Below are 14,851 nucleotides of genomic sequence, written 5' to 3'. Positions count from 1 at the left end.
TCAAAAAGGGCAGCCCATTGGGCTGCCCTTTTGATGAGGTATACGAGTAACAGGGGCAATGTGTAACTAAATATTGTTACGCACGAGGCCCCATTCCCAGTCGAAATGCAACAAAGTGACCCACTGGCCAAACCCGGATAAAATCACCGTTCTGGCCCTACTGGAGATCCCGTTGCATGCAGGGAAAACATCTGACTCACAAAGAGCGGTTCTACATCGAAAAACGGCGTGGTGATGGGGTTAACCAGGCCACCATCGCCCGGGAACTGGAGCTTCCTCGTTCTACCATCAGCAGGGAACTCAGACGCAATACCGACGCCGCTTTCAACGGGGTCTATTCCTGCAGAAGGGCCGAAACGTTGGCCAGAGGGCGGCGGCAGAAAACTCGGCCGGACAGCGTGATTAACCAGCTTGAACCGCACATTCAGGACTTTATCAGAACGGCGCTGTCTACCCACACCTCACCTGAGGTCATCAGTGGGAGCCTGGTCCTGGAATTTGGCCTGTCCGTCAGCAAGAACTCGCTCTATCGCTATATCCAGCAGGAGCGCCGGGCCGGCGGTGAGCTGTATCAGCAGTTCCCTCATCGGGGTAAACGGTATAACTATCAGACCGATGAGAACAAACGCGGTCCTATTCCCAACCGTGTTGGCATTGAGCAGCGGCCGGCCGTTGCTGACCTCAAGCAGGAACCCGGGCATTTCGAGATTGACACCATCTTTGGCAAAGATCAGAAATCATTCCTGCTGACGGTGGTCGATAAAGCCGTCAAGCTGGTCATCATTCGCAAACTGCCCAACAAGCGAGCAGAGACAGTGGTAGCGGCCTTCAGGGACATCGTTGCCAATACCTTCTGCGAGTTTAAAACCCTGACTGCTGACAACGGTTCTGAATTTTCCCAGCACGGGGAAATTACAAAAGTCACGGGGGCACCGGTCTACTTTGCCCGGCCATATCATTCCTGGGAACGCGGGTTGAATGAGCATACCAACGGGCTGATACGGCGTTTTTACCCGAAGGGAACGGACTTCAATTATGTCACCCATCGCAAGGTTGCAGCACTCGAACACCTGCTCAATACGCGAGGGAGAAAATGCCTGGGCTATCGCTCTCCAAATGAGGTATTTTTAACGCACTTACAGGCGGCATAATGGCCTACCATTTTGTTGCGTTTCGACTGGGAATGGGGCTAGTGGACTACGGATATATCGTCGAACGGTCTCGCGGGAGCATGAAAGCTGCCGCGCGATGGCGCGGATGGACATGCCTTGACGGTGTAAAACGTGAATCTCCACTCTCGTATCCAATGTCATCATTGGCAGTGCCTTAAAACTGCCATTTTTACCCTAGGTGGGTCAGATTTACATCGGTAGCGACATATACCCGCGACCTGTTTGGTTTGGATTAGACCGATTGACCGGCCTGCTGCACACGGCGGCGACGCGCATAATACCGGCCCCACAGCAGGCCCAGCGTGGCTGCAATCAGCGAGCCCAACAGCACCCCTAGCTTGGCCGCACCCAGCAGTTGCGGATCGTCGAAGGCCAGCATGGCGATAAAGATCGACATGGTAAAACCGATACCGGCGAGCAGCCCTATCAAAAACACACCGCGCCAGGACACGTCTGCCGGTAGCTGGCACCCGCCAAAGCGTACCATTAGCCAGCTAACACCCACTACGCCCAGCAACTTACCGGCTACCAGTGCAAGCGTAACGCCCATCATCACGCCGAGTGGCCCCGCGCCCGACAGATCAATGCCATTCACGCTCACCCCCGCGTTCGCCAAGGCAAACAGCGGCATCACGCCATACGCCACCCAAGGGTGCAACGCCCTCTGCACACGGGTGACAGGCGGCAGCACTTCACGCTGAGCATGGAGTAACTGCTTAAGCGGTGCAGCCAACTGCTCCACAGCGTGTGTATCCTGCTTGTGCATCAGATCGCGCACAATGTGAGAAACACGCTCCAAGGGGCGCTCTTTCATCACCCGCACGGAGGCTACCGGGGTGATCAGCCCCAAGACGACGCCCGCTAATGTCGGATGCGCTCCCGTGAGCAAAAAGCCCAACCAGACGATGATGCCGGGAATGACATAGGCCCACGCCGATCCAATACCAATCTTCTGTAGCCCAAACACCAGCAATACGCCCACCAGTACGGGGAGCAAGCCGTGGTATTCAAGCCCACCGGAGTAGAAGAACGCGATAATCAAGACGGCAATAATGTCATCGATAATGGCTAGCGCCAGCAAAAACACCCGCACATTGCCGGGAATGCCTTTCCCCAACAGTGCCAGCACACCGACGGCAAACGCGATATCCGTTGCCGTCGGCACCGCCCAGCCTTGTTGCTGCAATGGCGCGCTGTTCAAACTCAGATAGATCAGCGCGGGTACTATCACGCCGCCCACGGCGGCAGCGATCGGAAGCATAGCTTGCCGCAGGCTGCTCAGCGCACCTTCGTGAATTTCACGACGGATCTCCATGCCGACCACTAAGAAGAACAGGGTCATAAAGGCGTCGTTGATCCAGAAATGCAGTGAATGCGCGATTTCCGTGTTGCCAATGCTAAAAGAGATCGGTAGATGCCACAGCGCATGGTAGCTTTCCGCCCACGGCGAGTTGGCCCAAACCAATGCCGTAGCAGCAGCCACAAGCAGCACAATGCCGCTTACCGCTTCAATATGGAGAAAACGTTCAAGGGTGGCGAAAGCACGTTCCGCCAAACGCTGAGCACGAGGAATGCCCTGCGGGGACAGGTGTCGATTCATGGTTGTTATCACTCCGCGTGGCGGCCCGACCAACGCACAAACCTGTTTCACCACAACATGTGGCTAACACCCGTCACCTTTTTACCGACAATGTTGGATGAGTTCAAGTGTTTTACATTGATTTACAGGCTATTTATTAAGAAGATTCCACCATTTCCGGCACCGGCGACAGGGGAAGTTGAACCGTAAAACAGGCTCCCCCTTCTGGCCGATTTGCTGCACTGATCTCCCCGTGATGAAGCATCACGATCGCACGACAAATCGCTAATCCCATCCCTACGCCCGGAATGGAGGACTCCTCATTGCCCCGGGTGAATTTCTCAAAAATATGCTGTTCGCTGCCCGAGGTGATTCCGGGGCCATCGTCCCATACCTCGATCCTGATTTTCCCCGGCAACGCACGAGCACGAATGCCTATCGCCCGCGTTCTGCCCGCGTATTTCAATGCGTTTTCCAGCAAAGTTCGCGAATACCCGTTCCAGCAGCGCACCATCGGCCTGAAGCAACACTATCTCCTGCGGCAGATCCAATTGCACCGCTTCGGCGGGCAGAAGTGCTTCAAGGGATTTCAGCGCGCCGCCAATCACCTCATCCAGCGCGACCCAATCGGTTTGCAGACGGAAGCCTTCTCCTTCAATAAACTAGTTGCTGAATAGAGACTTGCATTTTTTGTCAGGCTATTGAGAATAAAAAGAGGTTTAACTTAGAGAATAAAGGTTTGAAATGATCAACAAAGAGCGGTTGTTACGAGATAATCGTTTATGTAAAGCAATCATTGGATTATCAGTCGAAGAATTGAAAAATTTAGCCGCTGAATTTTCAGCTTGTTATTTGATTTATCGGAAAAAGAATCGAAAAGATCACGAGCGGCAGATGGGTGCAGGGCAGAAAGGATTTATCCCAACCCCATTAGATAAACTGCTTTTTATTTTATTGTATTTAAAATGTTATCCGACCTATGATTTGCAAGGACTTCTTTTTGGTTTAGATAGAACACGGGTATGTCGCTGGGTAAAAATATTATTGCCGGTTTTAGAGATGACCTTGGGGCGAGAATGTGTTTTGCCCGCTCGTCAAATTCGCTCTGCTGAGGAATTTTTTCGCGCCTTTCCTGGAGTTAAAGACGTCTTTATTGATGGGACAGAGCGACCTGTCCAAAAGCCTAAGAATCTGCGTCGGCGAAAAAAAATGTATTCGGGAAAGAAAAGACAGACCACTCGAAAAGCGCTTATTATGACTGACGAAACAAGGCAAATTGGATTTATCCCCATGAGCAAAAATGGGCGCCGTCACGATAAACGCTTACTCGATAAAGTCGATATAATTCGCCATATTCCTCCTGAGGTAACCATCTGGGCAGATACCGGTTTTCAAGGTATAGATAAACAGCATCCTAATACACAAATCCCAAAAAAAGGAACTCGAAAAAGACCTTTATCGCCTGAACAAAAACAAGAAAATAAAATAATCTCGGGCATCCGTATTACAGTTGAACACGCCATCGCGGGTATCAAGCGCCTCGGTTGCATGACCCAAATTTTACGGAATCGTAGACCCTTTATTGATGATACCTTCTTACTCCTTAGCGCCGGTCTTTGGAATTTCCATCTCAGAACAGCGTAAAATTTACTTCAATCACCGAAACACCCTTATTTTACTATTAAGCAACACGCTTAATACGAGCCATATCCAGCATGTTGTTCACCAGGCGAATGGTACTCAGCGTTTGCAGGCGAAGGGCACCGGCTTGCGGCGCGTGCGGCGATCCTTCCGTAGACAGATCGAGCAGCAGGATCTCCGCCTGACCAAACAACACCGTCAACGGTGTGCGCAGATCGTGAGACAGCGCAGCCAGTAAGGAATTACGCAGCTCTTCCCGCTCCGCCACCAGACGTGACTGCTGTTCACGCCGCGTCAGTGCCAGACGCAGCAGCGCACCGGAAATCAGCATGACAAAGGTCTCCAGCAGCCGCTGCTGTTCAGGGATCAACAGGTGGCGCAGGTTGCTTGGCTCAATAATCAGCAACCCTAAGGTGTCCTCGGAAGAGAGTAACGGCAGCACTTTATAAGGCACGCCGGGCAGCGTATCCGTTCCTGCGCCCGCCACATGCCCTTTCTCAAAGCTCCATTTAACGATGGCAGGATCGGGAATGGTATGCAGCAAGCGTTCAGTTGGCGCGATCAGTTTTCCCTGCGCGTCTGGTAGCCAGATTTCACAGCGGGCAAACAGTGCGCTGCCCATAACACGCTGGCAGACCGGCGCAATGTCATTCGGGGCTCGCACCCGGCTCAGCCCGTCGGCCATTTCGTACAGGTAGCGCACACCCGCCGTCAGGTTACCGGTGATCGCGCCCACGGTTAGCATTACCGCAAAGGTCACCAGATACTGCGCATCGCTGACGGCAAAAGTGCCTTCCGGCGCGACAAAAAACAGATCGAACGCCACGATATTGAGTATTGCCGCCACCACCGAGGGCAAACGGCCAAAACCAATGGCAATCAGCACCACGCCCAATAAATAGACCATCACCAGATTGATCGGCGAAAAGTCGGGCAAAATCCACTTGCTCACCAGCGTAATCAACGCGCACAGCGCAGTTGCCGCCAGACAGCCGCGCGCTTTCTGTCGCAGCTTATCCGGGCTGAGGTGCGTGTCTATGCGCGGTGCCGCATGCACGTCTGGCGCATCATCCAGGGCGACAATCATCAAGTCGAGATCCGGCCCAAGGCGGCTTAGCCGTCGCGCAAAGCGATTTGGCAACGCCCAACGCCGCCGCGGCGGCCTTCCCACAATGATCTTGCCGAGGTTATGCGCCCCATTCCCAGTCGAAACGCAACAAAACGGTAGGGCATTATGCCGCCTGTAAGTGCGTTAAAAATACCTCATTTGGAGAACGATAACCCAGCGATTTTCGGCCTCGCGTATTGAGCAGGTGTTCGAGTGCTGCAACCTTGCGATGGGTGACATAATTGAAGTCCGTTCCCTTCGGGTAAAAACGCCGTATCAGCCCGTTGGTATGCTCATTCAACCCGCGTTCCCAGGAATGATATGGCCGGGCAAAGTAGACCGGTGCCCCCGTGACTTTTGTAATTTCCCCGTGCTGGGAAAATTCAGAACCGTTGTCAGCAGTCAGGGTTTTAAACTCGCAGAAGGTATTGGCAACGATGTCCCTGAAGGCCGCTACCACTGTCTCTGCTCGCTTGTTGGGCAGTTTGCGAATGATGACCAGCTTGACGGCTTTATCGACCACCGTCAGCAGGAATGATTTCTGATCTTTGCCAAAGATGGTGTCAATCTCGAAATGCCCGGGTTCCTGCTTGAGGTCAGCAACGGCCGGCCGCTGCTCAATGCCAACACGGTTGGGAATAGGACCGCGTTTGTTCTCATCGGTCTGATAGTTATACCGTTTACCCCGATGAGGGAGCTGCTGATACAGCTCACCGCCGGCCCGGCGCTCCTGCTGGATATAGCGATAGAGCGAGTTCTTGCTGACGGACAGGCCAAATTCCAGGACCAGGCGCCCACTGATGACCTCAGGTGAGGTGTGGGTAGACAGCGCCGTTCTGATAACGTCCTGAATGTGCGGTTCAAGCTGGTTAATCACGCTGTCCGGCCGAGTTTTCTGCCGCCGCCCTCTGGCCAACGTTTCGGCCCTTCTGCAGGAATAGACCCCGTTGAAAGCGGCGTCGGTATAGCCAAGCGACTTAATTTTGATTACACCATATGGACTGAGAACAAACTCTCTGTATCGCAACCCATCTCTCTTTTTTTGCTTTTTGCTTGTGCCCATTTATGCTCAATTGGGTTAAGATCTGGCGAATATGTAGGCAAATATAGCCAACCGACTTAAAAATGATTACAGCCGATGCCCTGATATATGGCAAAGAAGCATAGCTGGCTGTTATCAAAATAATGTCGCTTAGCTATACTCCACCATATACCCTGCATCGATGATGACTTGTTGAATATTATGTTTTTTGTGAAAAGTGGCATTGTCCATCATGATTACACTGTTTTTAGGGAGTACTGGGATAAGGACTTGTGTGACCCAGGCATAGAAAACATCGCTGTTAATATTGATATCAAATAATCCGATAGCAAACAGCGTTGTGCCTAATAAAGCGCCGATAACATTTGTTCTTCCCCTAGCTCCCCAGTTCTTCAGGCCAAAACACCGTTGACCTTTTGGGGAATAGCCGTGAGTCCGTGGGGCATCGTGTGAAAAACCACTTTCATCAATAAAAACAATAGGTTTACCTTCTTTTTCATACTGTTGTTTTTTTTGTTGAAATCCCTGCCGGGCGTTTTCGTCGGCTTTCGGATGACGTAGAGTTTTTTTTATAGGTCAATCCCAGCTTTTTAAGCGCTTGCCAAATGGCCTTCTGACAAACGCCAAAACGCTCTGCACGTTCTTTTTGGTAAGCATCTGGATATTGTTCAACATCTTTTATCAACTCGGATTTATCGATCTTTCGCTGACGCGTGGTCGATGCTTTTGACTCTATTTGATTAATCCAACGCGATACAGAGGCAGGGCCAATCCGAAATTGCTTCGCTGTTTCTCGGATACTCAACCCTTCGTTTTTCCGTGTAGATATCACTTTACGTCTAAAATCAATTGAATAGCTCATTTAAATAATGTAATCAAAATTAAGTCGTTTAGCTATATCTGTGCCGACTTATCGCTCAGCGGAACGACAGATGCGCAGGCACTGCCGGGCCTGATTAACCAAACCCACCGAAAAATCAGGGAAGTGTCAGCAGACGGTGCTTATGACGCCCGTTACTGCCACGATGCGTTGCTAAGAAAGAAAATCAGGCCCCTTATCCCGCCGCGAAGCGGAGCCAAATACTGGCCGGACAAGTACCATGAACGTAACCATGCGGTGGCGAATCAGCGTCTGAGCGGGAGTAATGATATGTGGAAAAAGAAAGTGGGTTATCACCGGCGTTCAGTGGCAGAAACAGCGATGTTCCGCATAAAAACTTTGCTGGGTGGCCATCTGAGCCTGCGTGACTATGAGGCTCAAGTAGGTGAAGCCATAGCGATGGTCAAAGCGCTGAACCGTATGACGTTGTTGGGTATGCCACACAGCGTCAGGATAGGATAACAGGTGTAGCAGAGGGAGTCATCCTGTCGGCTAATTCTGATTTATTCAACAAAGCCCATTTTAAATACAATAAAATAAAAAGCAGTTTATCTAATGGGGTTGGGATAAAGAGACTGTAAAATAATCTGTGTAAATGGCATTTTGAGGAAAACCTTCAAAGGATAACAAAATGCCTATCAGCAACGAACTTATTGACCAACTGCTTCAAGATTGTCACTCCCCTCAGGATCTGCTGGGTGAATCAGGCCTACTCAAGGTGCTGACTAAAAGACTGGCGGAACGGGTTCTTGAAGCTGAGATGGAGATGCACCTTGGGTATGCTAAGCATGACCCGGCTGGTAATAATTCAGGCAACTCCCGCAATGGCAAGACATCCAAGAGCGTACGTAGCCAAAATGGGGAGATCGAGCTCGATATTCCGCGCGACCGCAACAGTACCTTCGAGCCGACACTGATCGGTAAGCACGAAAAACAGCTTAACGGCTTCGATGACCGCATTATTTCTCTCTATTCCAGAGGGTTATCAACCCGTGATATTCAGGCACACTTTAAAGAAGTCTACGGGGTCGATGTTTCCGCTGGCTTCATTTCTCAAGTGACCAATGCTGTGATGGATGAAGTTAAGCGCTGGCAGCAACGGCCGCTGGATGCGCTTTATCCCATTGTTTACCTTGACTGTATTGTTGTCAAAAGCCAGGACGGCGGAGCCGTGGCCAACAAGTCTGTTTATCTGGCCCTCGGCGTCAACGGCCAGGGCGAAAAAGAGCTGCTGGGGCTATGGATAGCCAAAACTGAGGGGGCCAAGTTCTGGTTATCTGTGATGACAGAACTGAAAAATCGTGGGCTAAAGGACATCTTCGTCGCCTGCTGCGATGGCCTGAAAGGCTTTCCTGATGCCATTGAAGCTGTTTACCCGCATACGCGGGTACAGCTCTGCATTGTGCATCAGGTGCGGAACTCGCTGCGCTACGTCGGCTGGAAAGAGCGTAAGGCCGTTGCTGCTGACCTGCGCACCATCTATAGTTCCGCAACGCTAGAGGGCGCTGAAGAGGCCCTGGATGCCTTCGCGGCCAAATGGGATGAACAGTTCCCGACGATCAGCCCGTCGTGGAGAAATAATTGGGAACGTCTCATCGTCATTTTTGACTTTCCGCCGGAGATCCGCAAGGTTATCTACACCACCAACGCGATAGAGTCGTTAAATGCTTCATTGCGCAAGATAACGAAAACGCGACGAATATTTCCAACGGATGACTCGGTGATAAAATTACTCTATCTAGCCTTGCATAATATCTCTGCTAAATGGACCTTGCCAATCAGAGACTGGAAACCTGCTATGAGCCAATTCATGTTGATGTATGGAGAACGAATCTCCGGTTAAGCAATGGAGCCATTTACACAAAATTCTTTACAGACTCGGGATAAATCCTTGCTGCCCTGCACCCATCTGCCGCTCGTGATCTTTTCGATTCTTTTTCCGATAAATCAAATAACAAGCTGAAAATTCAGCGGCTAAATTTTTCAATTCTTCGACTGATAATCCAATGATTGCTTTACATAAACGATTATCTCGTAACAACCGCTCTTTGTTGATCATTTCAAACCTTTATTCTCTAAGTTAAACCTCTTTTTATTCTCAATAGCCTGACAAAAAATGCAAGTCTCTATTCAGCAACTAGTTTAATGATTCGCGCCGCGCCATTGACGCAATAATGCAGCGGCAAGAATAACCGGCGTTAAAGCGGCCAGCGACGCGAATACATATAGCTAAACGACTTAATTTTGATTACATTATTTAAATGAGCTATTCAATTGATTTTAGACGTAAAGTGATATCTACACGGAAAAACGAAGGGTTGAGTATCCGAGAAACAGCGAAGCAATTTCGGATTGGCCCTGCCTCTGTATCGAGTTGGATTAATCAAATAGAGTCAAAAGCATCGACCACGCGTCAGCGAAAGATCGATAAATCCGAGTTGATAAAAGATGTTGAACAATATCCAGATGCTTACCAAAAAGAACGTGCAGAGCGTTTTGGCGTTTGTCAGAAGCCCCATTCCCAGTCTAAATGCAACAAAGTGACCCACTGGCCAGACCCGGATAAAATCACCGTTCTGGCCCTACTGGAGATCCCGTTGCATGCAGGGAAAACATCTGACTCACAAAGAGCGGTTCTACATCGAAAAACGGCGTGGTGATGGGGTTAACCAGGCCACCATCGCCCGGGAACTGGAGCTTCCTCGTTCTACCATCAGCAGGGAACTCAGACGCAATACCGACGCCGCTTTCAACGGGGTCTATTCCTGCAGAAGGGCCGAAACGTTGGCCAGAGGGCGGCGGCAGAAAACACGGCCGGACAGCGTGATTAACCAGCTTGAACCGCACATTCAGGACTTTATCAGAACGGCGCTGTCTACCCACACCTCACCTGAGGTCATCAGTGGGCGCCTGGTCCTGGAATTTGGCCTGTCCGTCAGCAAGAACTCGCTCTATCGCTATATCCTGCAGGAGCGCCGGGCCGGCGGTGAGCTGTATCAGCAGCTCCCTCATCGGGGTAAACGGTATAACTATCAGACCGATGAGAACAAACGCGGTCCTATTCCCAACCGTGTTGGCATTGAGCAGCGGCCGGCCGTTGCTGACCTCAAGCAGGAACCCGGGCATTTCGAGATTGACACCATCTTTGGCAAAGATCAGAAATCATTCCTGCTGACGGTGGTCGATAAAGCCGTCAAGCTGGTCATCATTCGCAAACTGCCCAACAAGCGAGCAGAGACAGTGGTAGCGGCCTTCAGGGACATCGTTGCCAATACCTTCTGCGAGTTTAAAACCCTGACTGCTGACAACGGTTCTGAATTTTCCCAGCACGGGGAAATTACAAAAGTCACGGGGGCACCGGTCTACTTTGCCCGGCCATATCATTCCTGGGAACGCGGGTTGAATGAGCATACCAACGGGCTGATACGGCGTTTTTACCCGAAGGGAACGGACTTCAATTATGTCACCCATCGCAAGGTTGCAGCACTCGAACACCTGCTCAATACGCGAGGCAGAAAATCGCTGGGTTATCGTTCTCCAAATGAGGTATTTTTAACGCACTTACAGGCGGCATAATGCCCTACCGTTTTGTTGCGTTTCGACTGGGAATGGGGCTCCTGTTCTCCGTGGATAAAATGCACCACCGCTGGCGTCAATGCAGATTCAGGCAACGAGGCAAAACGGCCGCTAAAGGAGATAACCGTACCGGCAATCGTCGGGTCCACCTTGAGCGCTTCCAGAGACATGATGGTCCCCTGCGAAAACCCAACCAGCACGGTATGTGCAGCATCGACTCCAACCTTATCCTGCCAATGGCGCACCGTTGACAGAAATCCCGGTATCGCCGCATCAACGCGCGCCTGAAGGTTCTCTTCGGTCACCCCTTGCACGGAGAACCACTGACGCCCGGCGCCCCATTCGGTGCTTTCTGGCCCATTGAGACTGACAACACAGGCATCCGCCAGGGCATCGGCGAAATAACGCCCCAGTGCCGCCATGCCGTTGGCGCTGTCGCCAACACCGTGAAACAGCAGGACCAAACGCTGCGCCTGCTCCGGTTGTTGTACTGTAATTGCATCGCTCATGATATATCCCGTTTTGTCTTGGTATTCCAGCATGATACCCCTGCGGCTATCGCGTGCTATCGGGATTTATTGAACAAGTCATTCCATTATTTCCAATGACACGCCCTCACCTCGTTCACCCGATAGGCAGGAAAGAAAAAAGAGAAATACCATGCTGACACGGTGATCAACCTGTCACAACGGTATCAAAATGCGGCGACAAGGGGCAATAATTGTTGCTGAGTCAACGGGGCCAGGCGCAATGTTGTCGGCGCGGTTGGGTTAACCCAGGCGATTTCGGCAATTTCAGCCGCCGGAGTTACGCTACTCACCCCCTGCACCCGGTACACATCGGCTTCAACAACATACCCAGGCTCATTGACCGCGTGATCGGAAAAATGACCAAGATACGTCAGATCCGCTATCGCAATCTGAATCGACAATTCTTCTTTCCAGTTCGCGCACCAGCGCCTGCTCTGGCGTTTCACCGGGTTCCATTCCCCCCCCCCCCCCCGGTTGCATAAATGCCGTTGTGCCCTGTTTGCGAACCAGCAGGCAGGCACCTGTCGCATCGGTGATCACGGCAGCGGCAATGCGAATCACACGGAACGTCTACATCACTGTCTCACCCTACCTGACGAAATGCAGGCGTCCACTTATGCGGCGGCGGAGTATAGGTGGCGAAAACGCGCAGGATATCCTCAATGCTGTCGGAAAACGTGAGCATATCGGCATAGGTTTGCTTCATAAAACCCTGACTGACCATCGTCTCATTCATGGTTTTCAACGGGTCAAAATAGCCGTTAACATTGAGAAAGGCGCAGGGTTTGTCATGAATCCCCAATTGCGCCCAGGTCCACTGTTCAAAAATCTCTTCCAGCGTCCCAGGACCGCCCGGCATCGCGATAAAACTATCGGTAATCTGCGCCATTTTGGCTTTACGTTCATGCATGTTTTCCACCACATGCAGCGTGGTCAGGCCCGGATGAGAAAGCTCTTGATCGGCCAGCAAGCGCGGCATGACACCAATCACCTTGCCGCCCTGTGCCAGCGCCGCATCCGCGACCGCGCCCATCAACCCGACGCGGCCACCGCCGTAAACAATCGCAATACCGGCCTGCGCCAGAGTTTTTCCCGTAACGCGCGCCGCATCAATAAAGGCAGTATCACTTCCCGCACTCGAACCGCAAAAAATTCCCATCACCATAATATGTCGCTCTTCTCCATATCGATTACTACGTATGCCGGCAGACAGGTCCATTCCGCCAAGGCATTTATTTATTCAATCTGAAACCACCCGGTTGCGTCCAGCGTTGCCAACGCGCACAGGTTGCTGCATCAAGCTCGGCAAGAGCCTGAGCCGTCTCCTCACGCCAGCGTTGTAACAGCGCTTTTTTACCGCTTAATGAAAACCGCGTCACCCCACGCTCTGGATCGTGCGGATAGGCATCGAGCAAACGCAACGCAGGCAGCGGCAGCCCGGAGCGTGCCAGCAGGTAGGTCAACGCGGCAAAGGTAGGCTCCATGCCACGATGTGCAAAAGCGAACCCGGACAGACTGCGCCACTCGGTGTCATCGAGTATAGAACGATCGGATACCGGTAGTTGCAACGGCAGTGCCAGAGGGATAATGCGACGCAAGGCTGTCCATTCCTGAGCAAGACGCCGTTCGGCGCGACTGACCAGTTGCCGGCCTGCTTCACTAATAGGCAAAACCGCCATCGCGCTATAGCAGCCACTGCTCGCCTCGCGATGGCTGCCAATGCGCACCAGTTGAAACCCGCAGGCCTGCCAGAACGCCCACAGATCAGGCTGATAGCCAAAGCTGACTGACAGAAAATCAATACCCTCATCGCTCGCGGTGTCTCGTTGTGCGGCAATCAGTGCATGACCAACCCCACTGCGCCGCTGCTCTGCGACAACCGCAATACGGCTGATACGCCGCGAACGTAAACACGGGGCTTGCCACTCATCACCGTGCGCTGCCAATGATTGTGCCACCAGATTGCCGCGTGTGCGACGACGACCCGCCCACACCTCGTGCGCTAACGCGGGTGACAGACCGCCTTCATCAACCCACCAGGCTACACCGCACAGCGCCTCGCCCCGTTGAGCACCGTAGAGATGCATGCCGGGCGCATCCAGCAAGCGCCGCAAATCAAGCGGTGAGGTGCGGTAATGCGCGCTGCACAACAAGGCATAATACCAATGCAAACCTGCCGGTTCGCTCAACCACGCTGTCGTCAGACATTTCGTCACGACAGCAGGCACTCTCGCATCCCCCAGATTCAGGGTATCGACATCGGTAACCGTGTCACGAAAAAGCAGAGCATGATCCAGAAAACGCTCCAGCGGATCGTCTGCGGCCCAGCGCAGTGGTTGATCCAACGTCAGCATGTCGCACTGTGGCAGCGAGGCACAAAATTTCAGCAAAAAACCACGCCCAGTGCCTTCATACCCTTGCACCGTAGTGAGCATCAATACGCGAGGGAAGTAGCTTACCAGCGCCTGCAACTCTGGCGCAGGGATCGCCGCCGCCTCATCAATCAACAGCCAGTCGAGCTGTGGCGCAGATGACGATTGGCAATGTGCGAGCAAGGCATCCGGGGAGTAAAACGGCAATTCAGCCCCAGCGTATTGCAGCAACTGAACGGCAGTATCGCGGGAAGGTGATGTCGTCCAACAGACGCCAGAACACTGCGCGGCCAGCATCCCCGCCAACGTCGATTTACCGCGCCCACGCGCAGCGGTAATCACATAGACGCCCGGTGCCGCAGTCTGTAGACGGGTCAGCAATGCCTGCTGCTGTGGAGTTGGATCACCGCTGGCAGGGTGCCACGGTGCACGAGGAGCCAGCGGTTTTATAGCGCCCTCTTCCCCCTGCCGCCACAGCGTGATTTCCTCATTCGCCAGCAGTTGTTGCTGAAAATGCGTAATGAAATTCGGTGTGGCTATCGCCTGCGATTGCTCACTCCAGCGCAAACTATCGGCATCGGGCTGTTGTGCCCACGCCTGCCAGGGCGGGACCAGCAACAGTAGCCAACTGCCTGCACGCAACGTGCCAGCCACGATCGCCAGCGCTTCCACATCTAGTCCGATGCGGGCATCAAAGACAGCATGCTGATACTCCTGGCCCAGCAGCCTTCGCGCTTTACTAAAGGGTATGCTGTCAGGTTGCATGCCCCCCAGCCAAAGCCAATCCCCCGGTGCCTGTCGGCACAGCGCTTCCGCCTGCCTTTGCACCCAATTTGCCTCGCCGCTGACAACCAGCAGGCGGCGCACACCGACATGCCGCAACAGCGTAGGGTCGCCGTTCGCGTCAGCACTGAGCAGGTTTGGGGTGAGGAGCTCAGACATGCCAATACT

At 52.5% G+C, this 14,851-nt stretch carries 17 protein-coding genes and 4 pseudogenes; 7 read left to right on the top strand and 14 right to left on the bottom strand.

The genetic code is table 11. The features are described 5' to 3' along the window. The first annotated feature begins 176 nt into the window (after positions 1-176). Positions 177-1,151 (top strand): IS30 family transposase, encoded by a 975-nt coding sequence (locus ACQGXV_RS24585; protein ID WP_440863487.1) that lies wholly within the window; start codon positions 177-179, stop codon positions 1,149-1,151. A 33-nt stretch (positions 1,152-1,184) separates the two neighbouring features. Here ACQGXV_RS24585 and ACQGXV_RS24580 read toward each other — a convergent pair. The 3 genes and pseudogenes from ACQGXV_RS24580 to ACQGXV_RS24570 all read right to left on the bottom strand — a co-directional run. Beyond that, a pseudogene (locus ACQGXV_RS24580) lies at positions 1,185-1,316 on the bottom strand (helix-turn-helix domain-containing protein); the annotation flags it as partial. A gap of 88 nt (positions 1,317-1,404) precedes the next feature. Then, a complete protein-coding gene (gene nhaA, locus ACQGXV_RS24575) occupies positions 1,405-2,772 on the bottom strand; it encodes a Na+/H+ antiporter NhaA (protein WP_440863486.1) in 1,368 nt (455 codons plus the stop codon). Between the two features lie 136 nt (positions 2,773-2,908). Then, positions 2,909-3,265, bottom strand: coding sequence for an ATP-binding protein (locus tag ACQGXV_RS24570; protein WP_440863485.1), 357 nt, complete (start codon positions 3,263-3,265; stop codon positions 2,909-2,911). On the opposite strand from ACQGXV_RS24570, the gene ACQGXV_RS24565 reads away from it, so the two are divergent. Then, a complete protein-coding gene (locus tag ACQGXV_RS24565) occupies positions 3,183-3,428 on the top strand; it encodes a hypothetical protein (protein WP_440867838.1) in 246 nt (81 codons plus the stop codon). The two genes, ACQGXV_RS24570 and ACQGXV_RS24565, sit on opposite strands and share 83 nt — an antisense overlap. Before the next feature lie 67 nt (positions 3,429-3,495). Continuing rightward, positions 3,496-4,395, top strand: a complete 900-nt coding sequence (locus ACQGXV_RS24560) for a transposase family protein (RefSeq protein ID WP_440863484.1) — start codon at positions 3,496-3,498, stop codon at positions 4,393-4,395. 49 nt (positions 4,396-4,444) lie between these two features. Here ACQGXV_RS24560 and ACQGXV_RS24555 read toward each other — a convergent pair. The 5 genes and pseudogenes from ACQGXV_RS24555 to ACQGXV_RS24535 all read right to left on the bottom strand — a co-directional run. After that, positions 4,445-5,584 (bottom strand): annotated as a pseudogene (locus tag ACQGXV_RS24555) (DUF4118 domain-containing protein); the annotation flags it as partial. A gap of 40 nt (positions 5,585-5,624) precedes the next feature. After that, positions 5,625-6,527 (bottom strand): IS30 family transposase, encoded by a 903-nt coding sequence (locus ACQGXV_RS24550; RefSeq protein ID WP_440863483.1) that lies wholly within the window; start codon positions 6,525-6,527, stop codon positions 5,625-5,627. Then, the gene (locus ACQGXV_RS24545; RefSeq protein ID WP_440863482.1) at positions 6,488-6,604 is read right to left on the bottom strand and encodes a hypothetical protein; all 117 of its coding nucleotides are present in this window, start codon (positions 6,602-6,604) and stop codon (positions 6,488-6,490) included. Before ACQGXV_RS24545 ends, ACQGXV_RS24550 begins: the two co-directional genes overlap by 40 nt. Positions 6,605-6,692: 88 nt before the next feature. Continuing rightward, entirely contained in the window at positions 6,693-7,013 is a 321-nt protein-coding gene (locus ACQGXV_RS24540; RefSeq protein ID WP_440867591.1) for a transposase, read from the bottom strand. A 25-nt stretch (positions 7,014-7,038) separates the two neighbouring features. Beyond that, the gene (locus ACQGXV_RS24535; protein WP_440862584.1) at positions 7,039-7,404 is read right to left on the bottom strand and encodes an IS630 transposase-related protein; all 366 of its coding nucleotides are present in this window, start codon (positions 7,402-7,404) and stop codon (positions 7,039-7,041) included. Between the two features lie 21 nt (positions 7,405-7,425). Between ACQGXV_RS24535 and ACQGXV_RS24530 the strand changes: the two are divergent. Beyond that, a pseudogene (locus tag ACQGXV_RS24530) lies at positions 7,426-7,884 on the top strand (IS5 family transposase); the annotation flags it as partial. A 169-nt stretch (positions 7,885-8,053) separates the two neighbouring features. Then, on the top strand, positions 8,054-9,265 hold the full coding sequence (locus ACQGXV_RS24525) for an IS256 family transposase (protein ID WP_440863481.1): 1,212 nt from the start codon (positions 8,054-8,056) through the stop codon (positions 9,263-9,265). Between the two features lie 27 nt (positions 9,266-9,292). On the opposite strand, the gene ACQGXV_RS24520 is transcribed toward ACQGXV_RS24525, so the two are convergent. After that, the gene (locus tag ACQGXV_RS24520) at positions 9,293-9,481 is read right to left on the bottom strand and encodes a hypothetical protein (RefSeq protein WP_440863480.1); all 189 of its coding nucleotides are present in this window, start codon (positions 9,479-9,481) and stop codon (positions 9,293-9,295) included. Between the two features lie 202 nt (positions 9,482-9,683). Here ACQGXV_RS24520 and ACQGXV_RS24515 point away from each other — a divergent pair, with 202 nt between their 5' ends. Further along, positions 9,684-10,082: an IS630 transposase-related protein gene (locus ACQGXV_RS24515; RefSeq protein ID WP_440863479.1), complete on the top strand. Its 399-nt coding sequence runs from the start codon at positions 9,684-9,686 to the stop codon at positions 10,080-10,082. Next, entirely contained in the window at positions 10,024-10,998 is a 975-nt protein-coding gene (locus ACQGXV_RS24510) for an IS30 family transposase (protein WP_440863132.1), read from the top strand. The genes ACQGXV_RS24515 and ACQGXV_RS24510 overlap by 59 nt, the downstream gene beginning before the upstream one ends. On the opposite strand, the gene ypfH is transcribed toward ACQGXV_RS24510, so the two are convergent. From ypfH to ACQGXV_RS24485, 5 genes and pseudogenes are all read right to left on the bottom strand, one after another. Then, the gene (gene ypfH, locus ACQGXV_RS24505) at positions 10,950-11,540 is read right to left on the bottom strand and encodes an esterase (protein WP_440863477.1); all 591 of its coding nucleotides are present in this window, start codon (positions 11,538-11,540) and stop codon (positions 10,950-10,952) included. The two genes, ACQGXV_RS24510 and ypfH, sit on opposite strands and share 49 nt — an antisense overlap. 152 nt (positions 11,541-11,692) lie before the next feature. Beyond that, positions 11,693-11,974 (bottom strand): NUDIX hydrolase, encoded by a 282-nt coding sequence (locus ACQGXV_RS24500; RefSeq protein WP_440867837.1) that lies wholly within the window; start codon positions 11,972-11,974, stop codon positions 11,693-11,695. Between the two features lie 22 nt (positions 11,975-11,996). After that, positions 11,997-12,068 (bottom strand): annotated as a pseudogene (locus ACQGXV_RS24495) (NUDIX hydrolase); the annotation flags it as partial. Between the two features lie 43 nt (positions 12,069-12,111). Continuing rightward, entirely contained in the window at positions 12,112-12,696 is a 585-nt protein-coding gene (locus tag ACQGXV_RS24490) for a TIGR00730 family Rossman fold protein (protein WP_440867590.1), read from the bottom strand. A gap of 64 nt (positions 12,697-12,760) precedes the next feature. Beyond that, entirely contained in the window at positions 12,761-14,842 is a 2,082-nt protein-coding gene (locus tag ACQGXV_RS24485) for a tRNA(Met) cytidine acetyltransferase TmcA (RefSeq protein ID WP_440863476.1), read from the bottom strand. Positions 14,843-14,851: the final 9 nt, after the last annotated feature.

This window comes from Symbiopectobacterium purcellii, assembly GCF_052050035.1.
GTDB lineage: Bacteria > Pseudomonadota > Gammaproteobacteria > Enterobacterales > Enterobacteriaceae > Symbiopectobacterium > Symbiopectobacterium purcellii_A.
The sequence above is the reverse complement of the archived record's forward strand: the minus strand, read 5'-3'. Positions and strand labels throughout refer to the sequence as shown.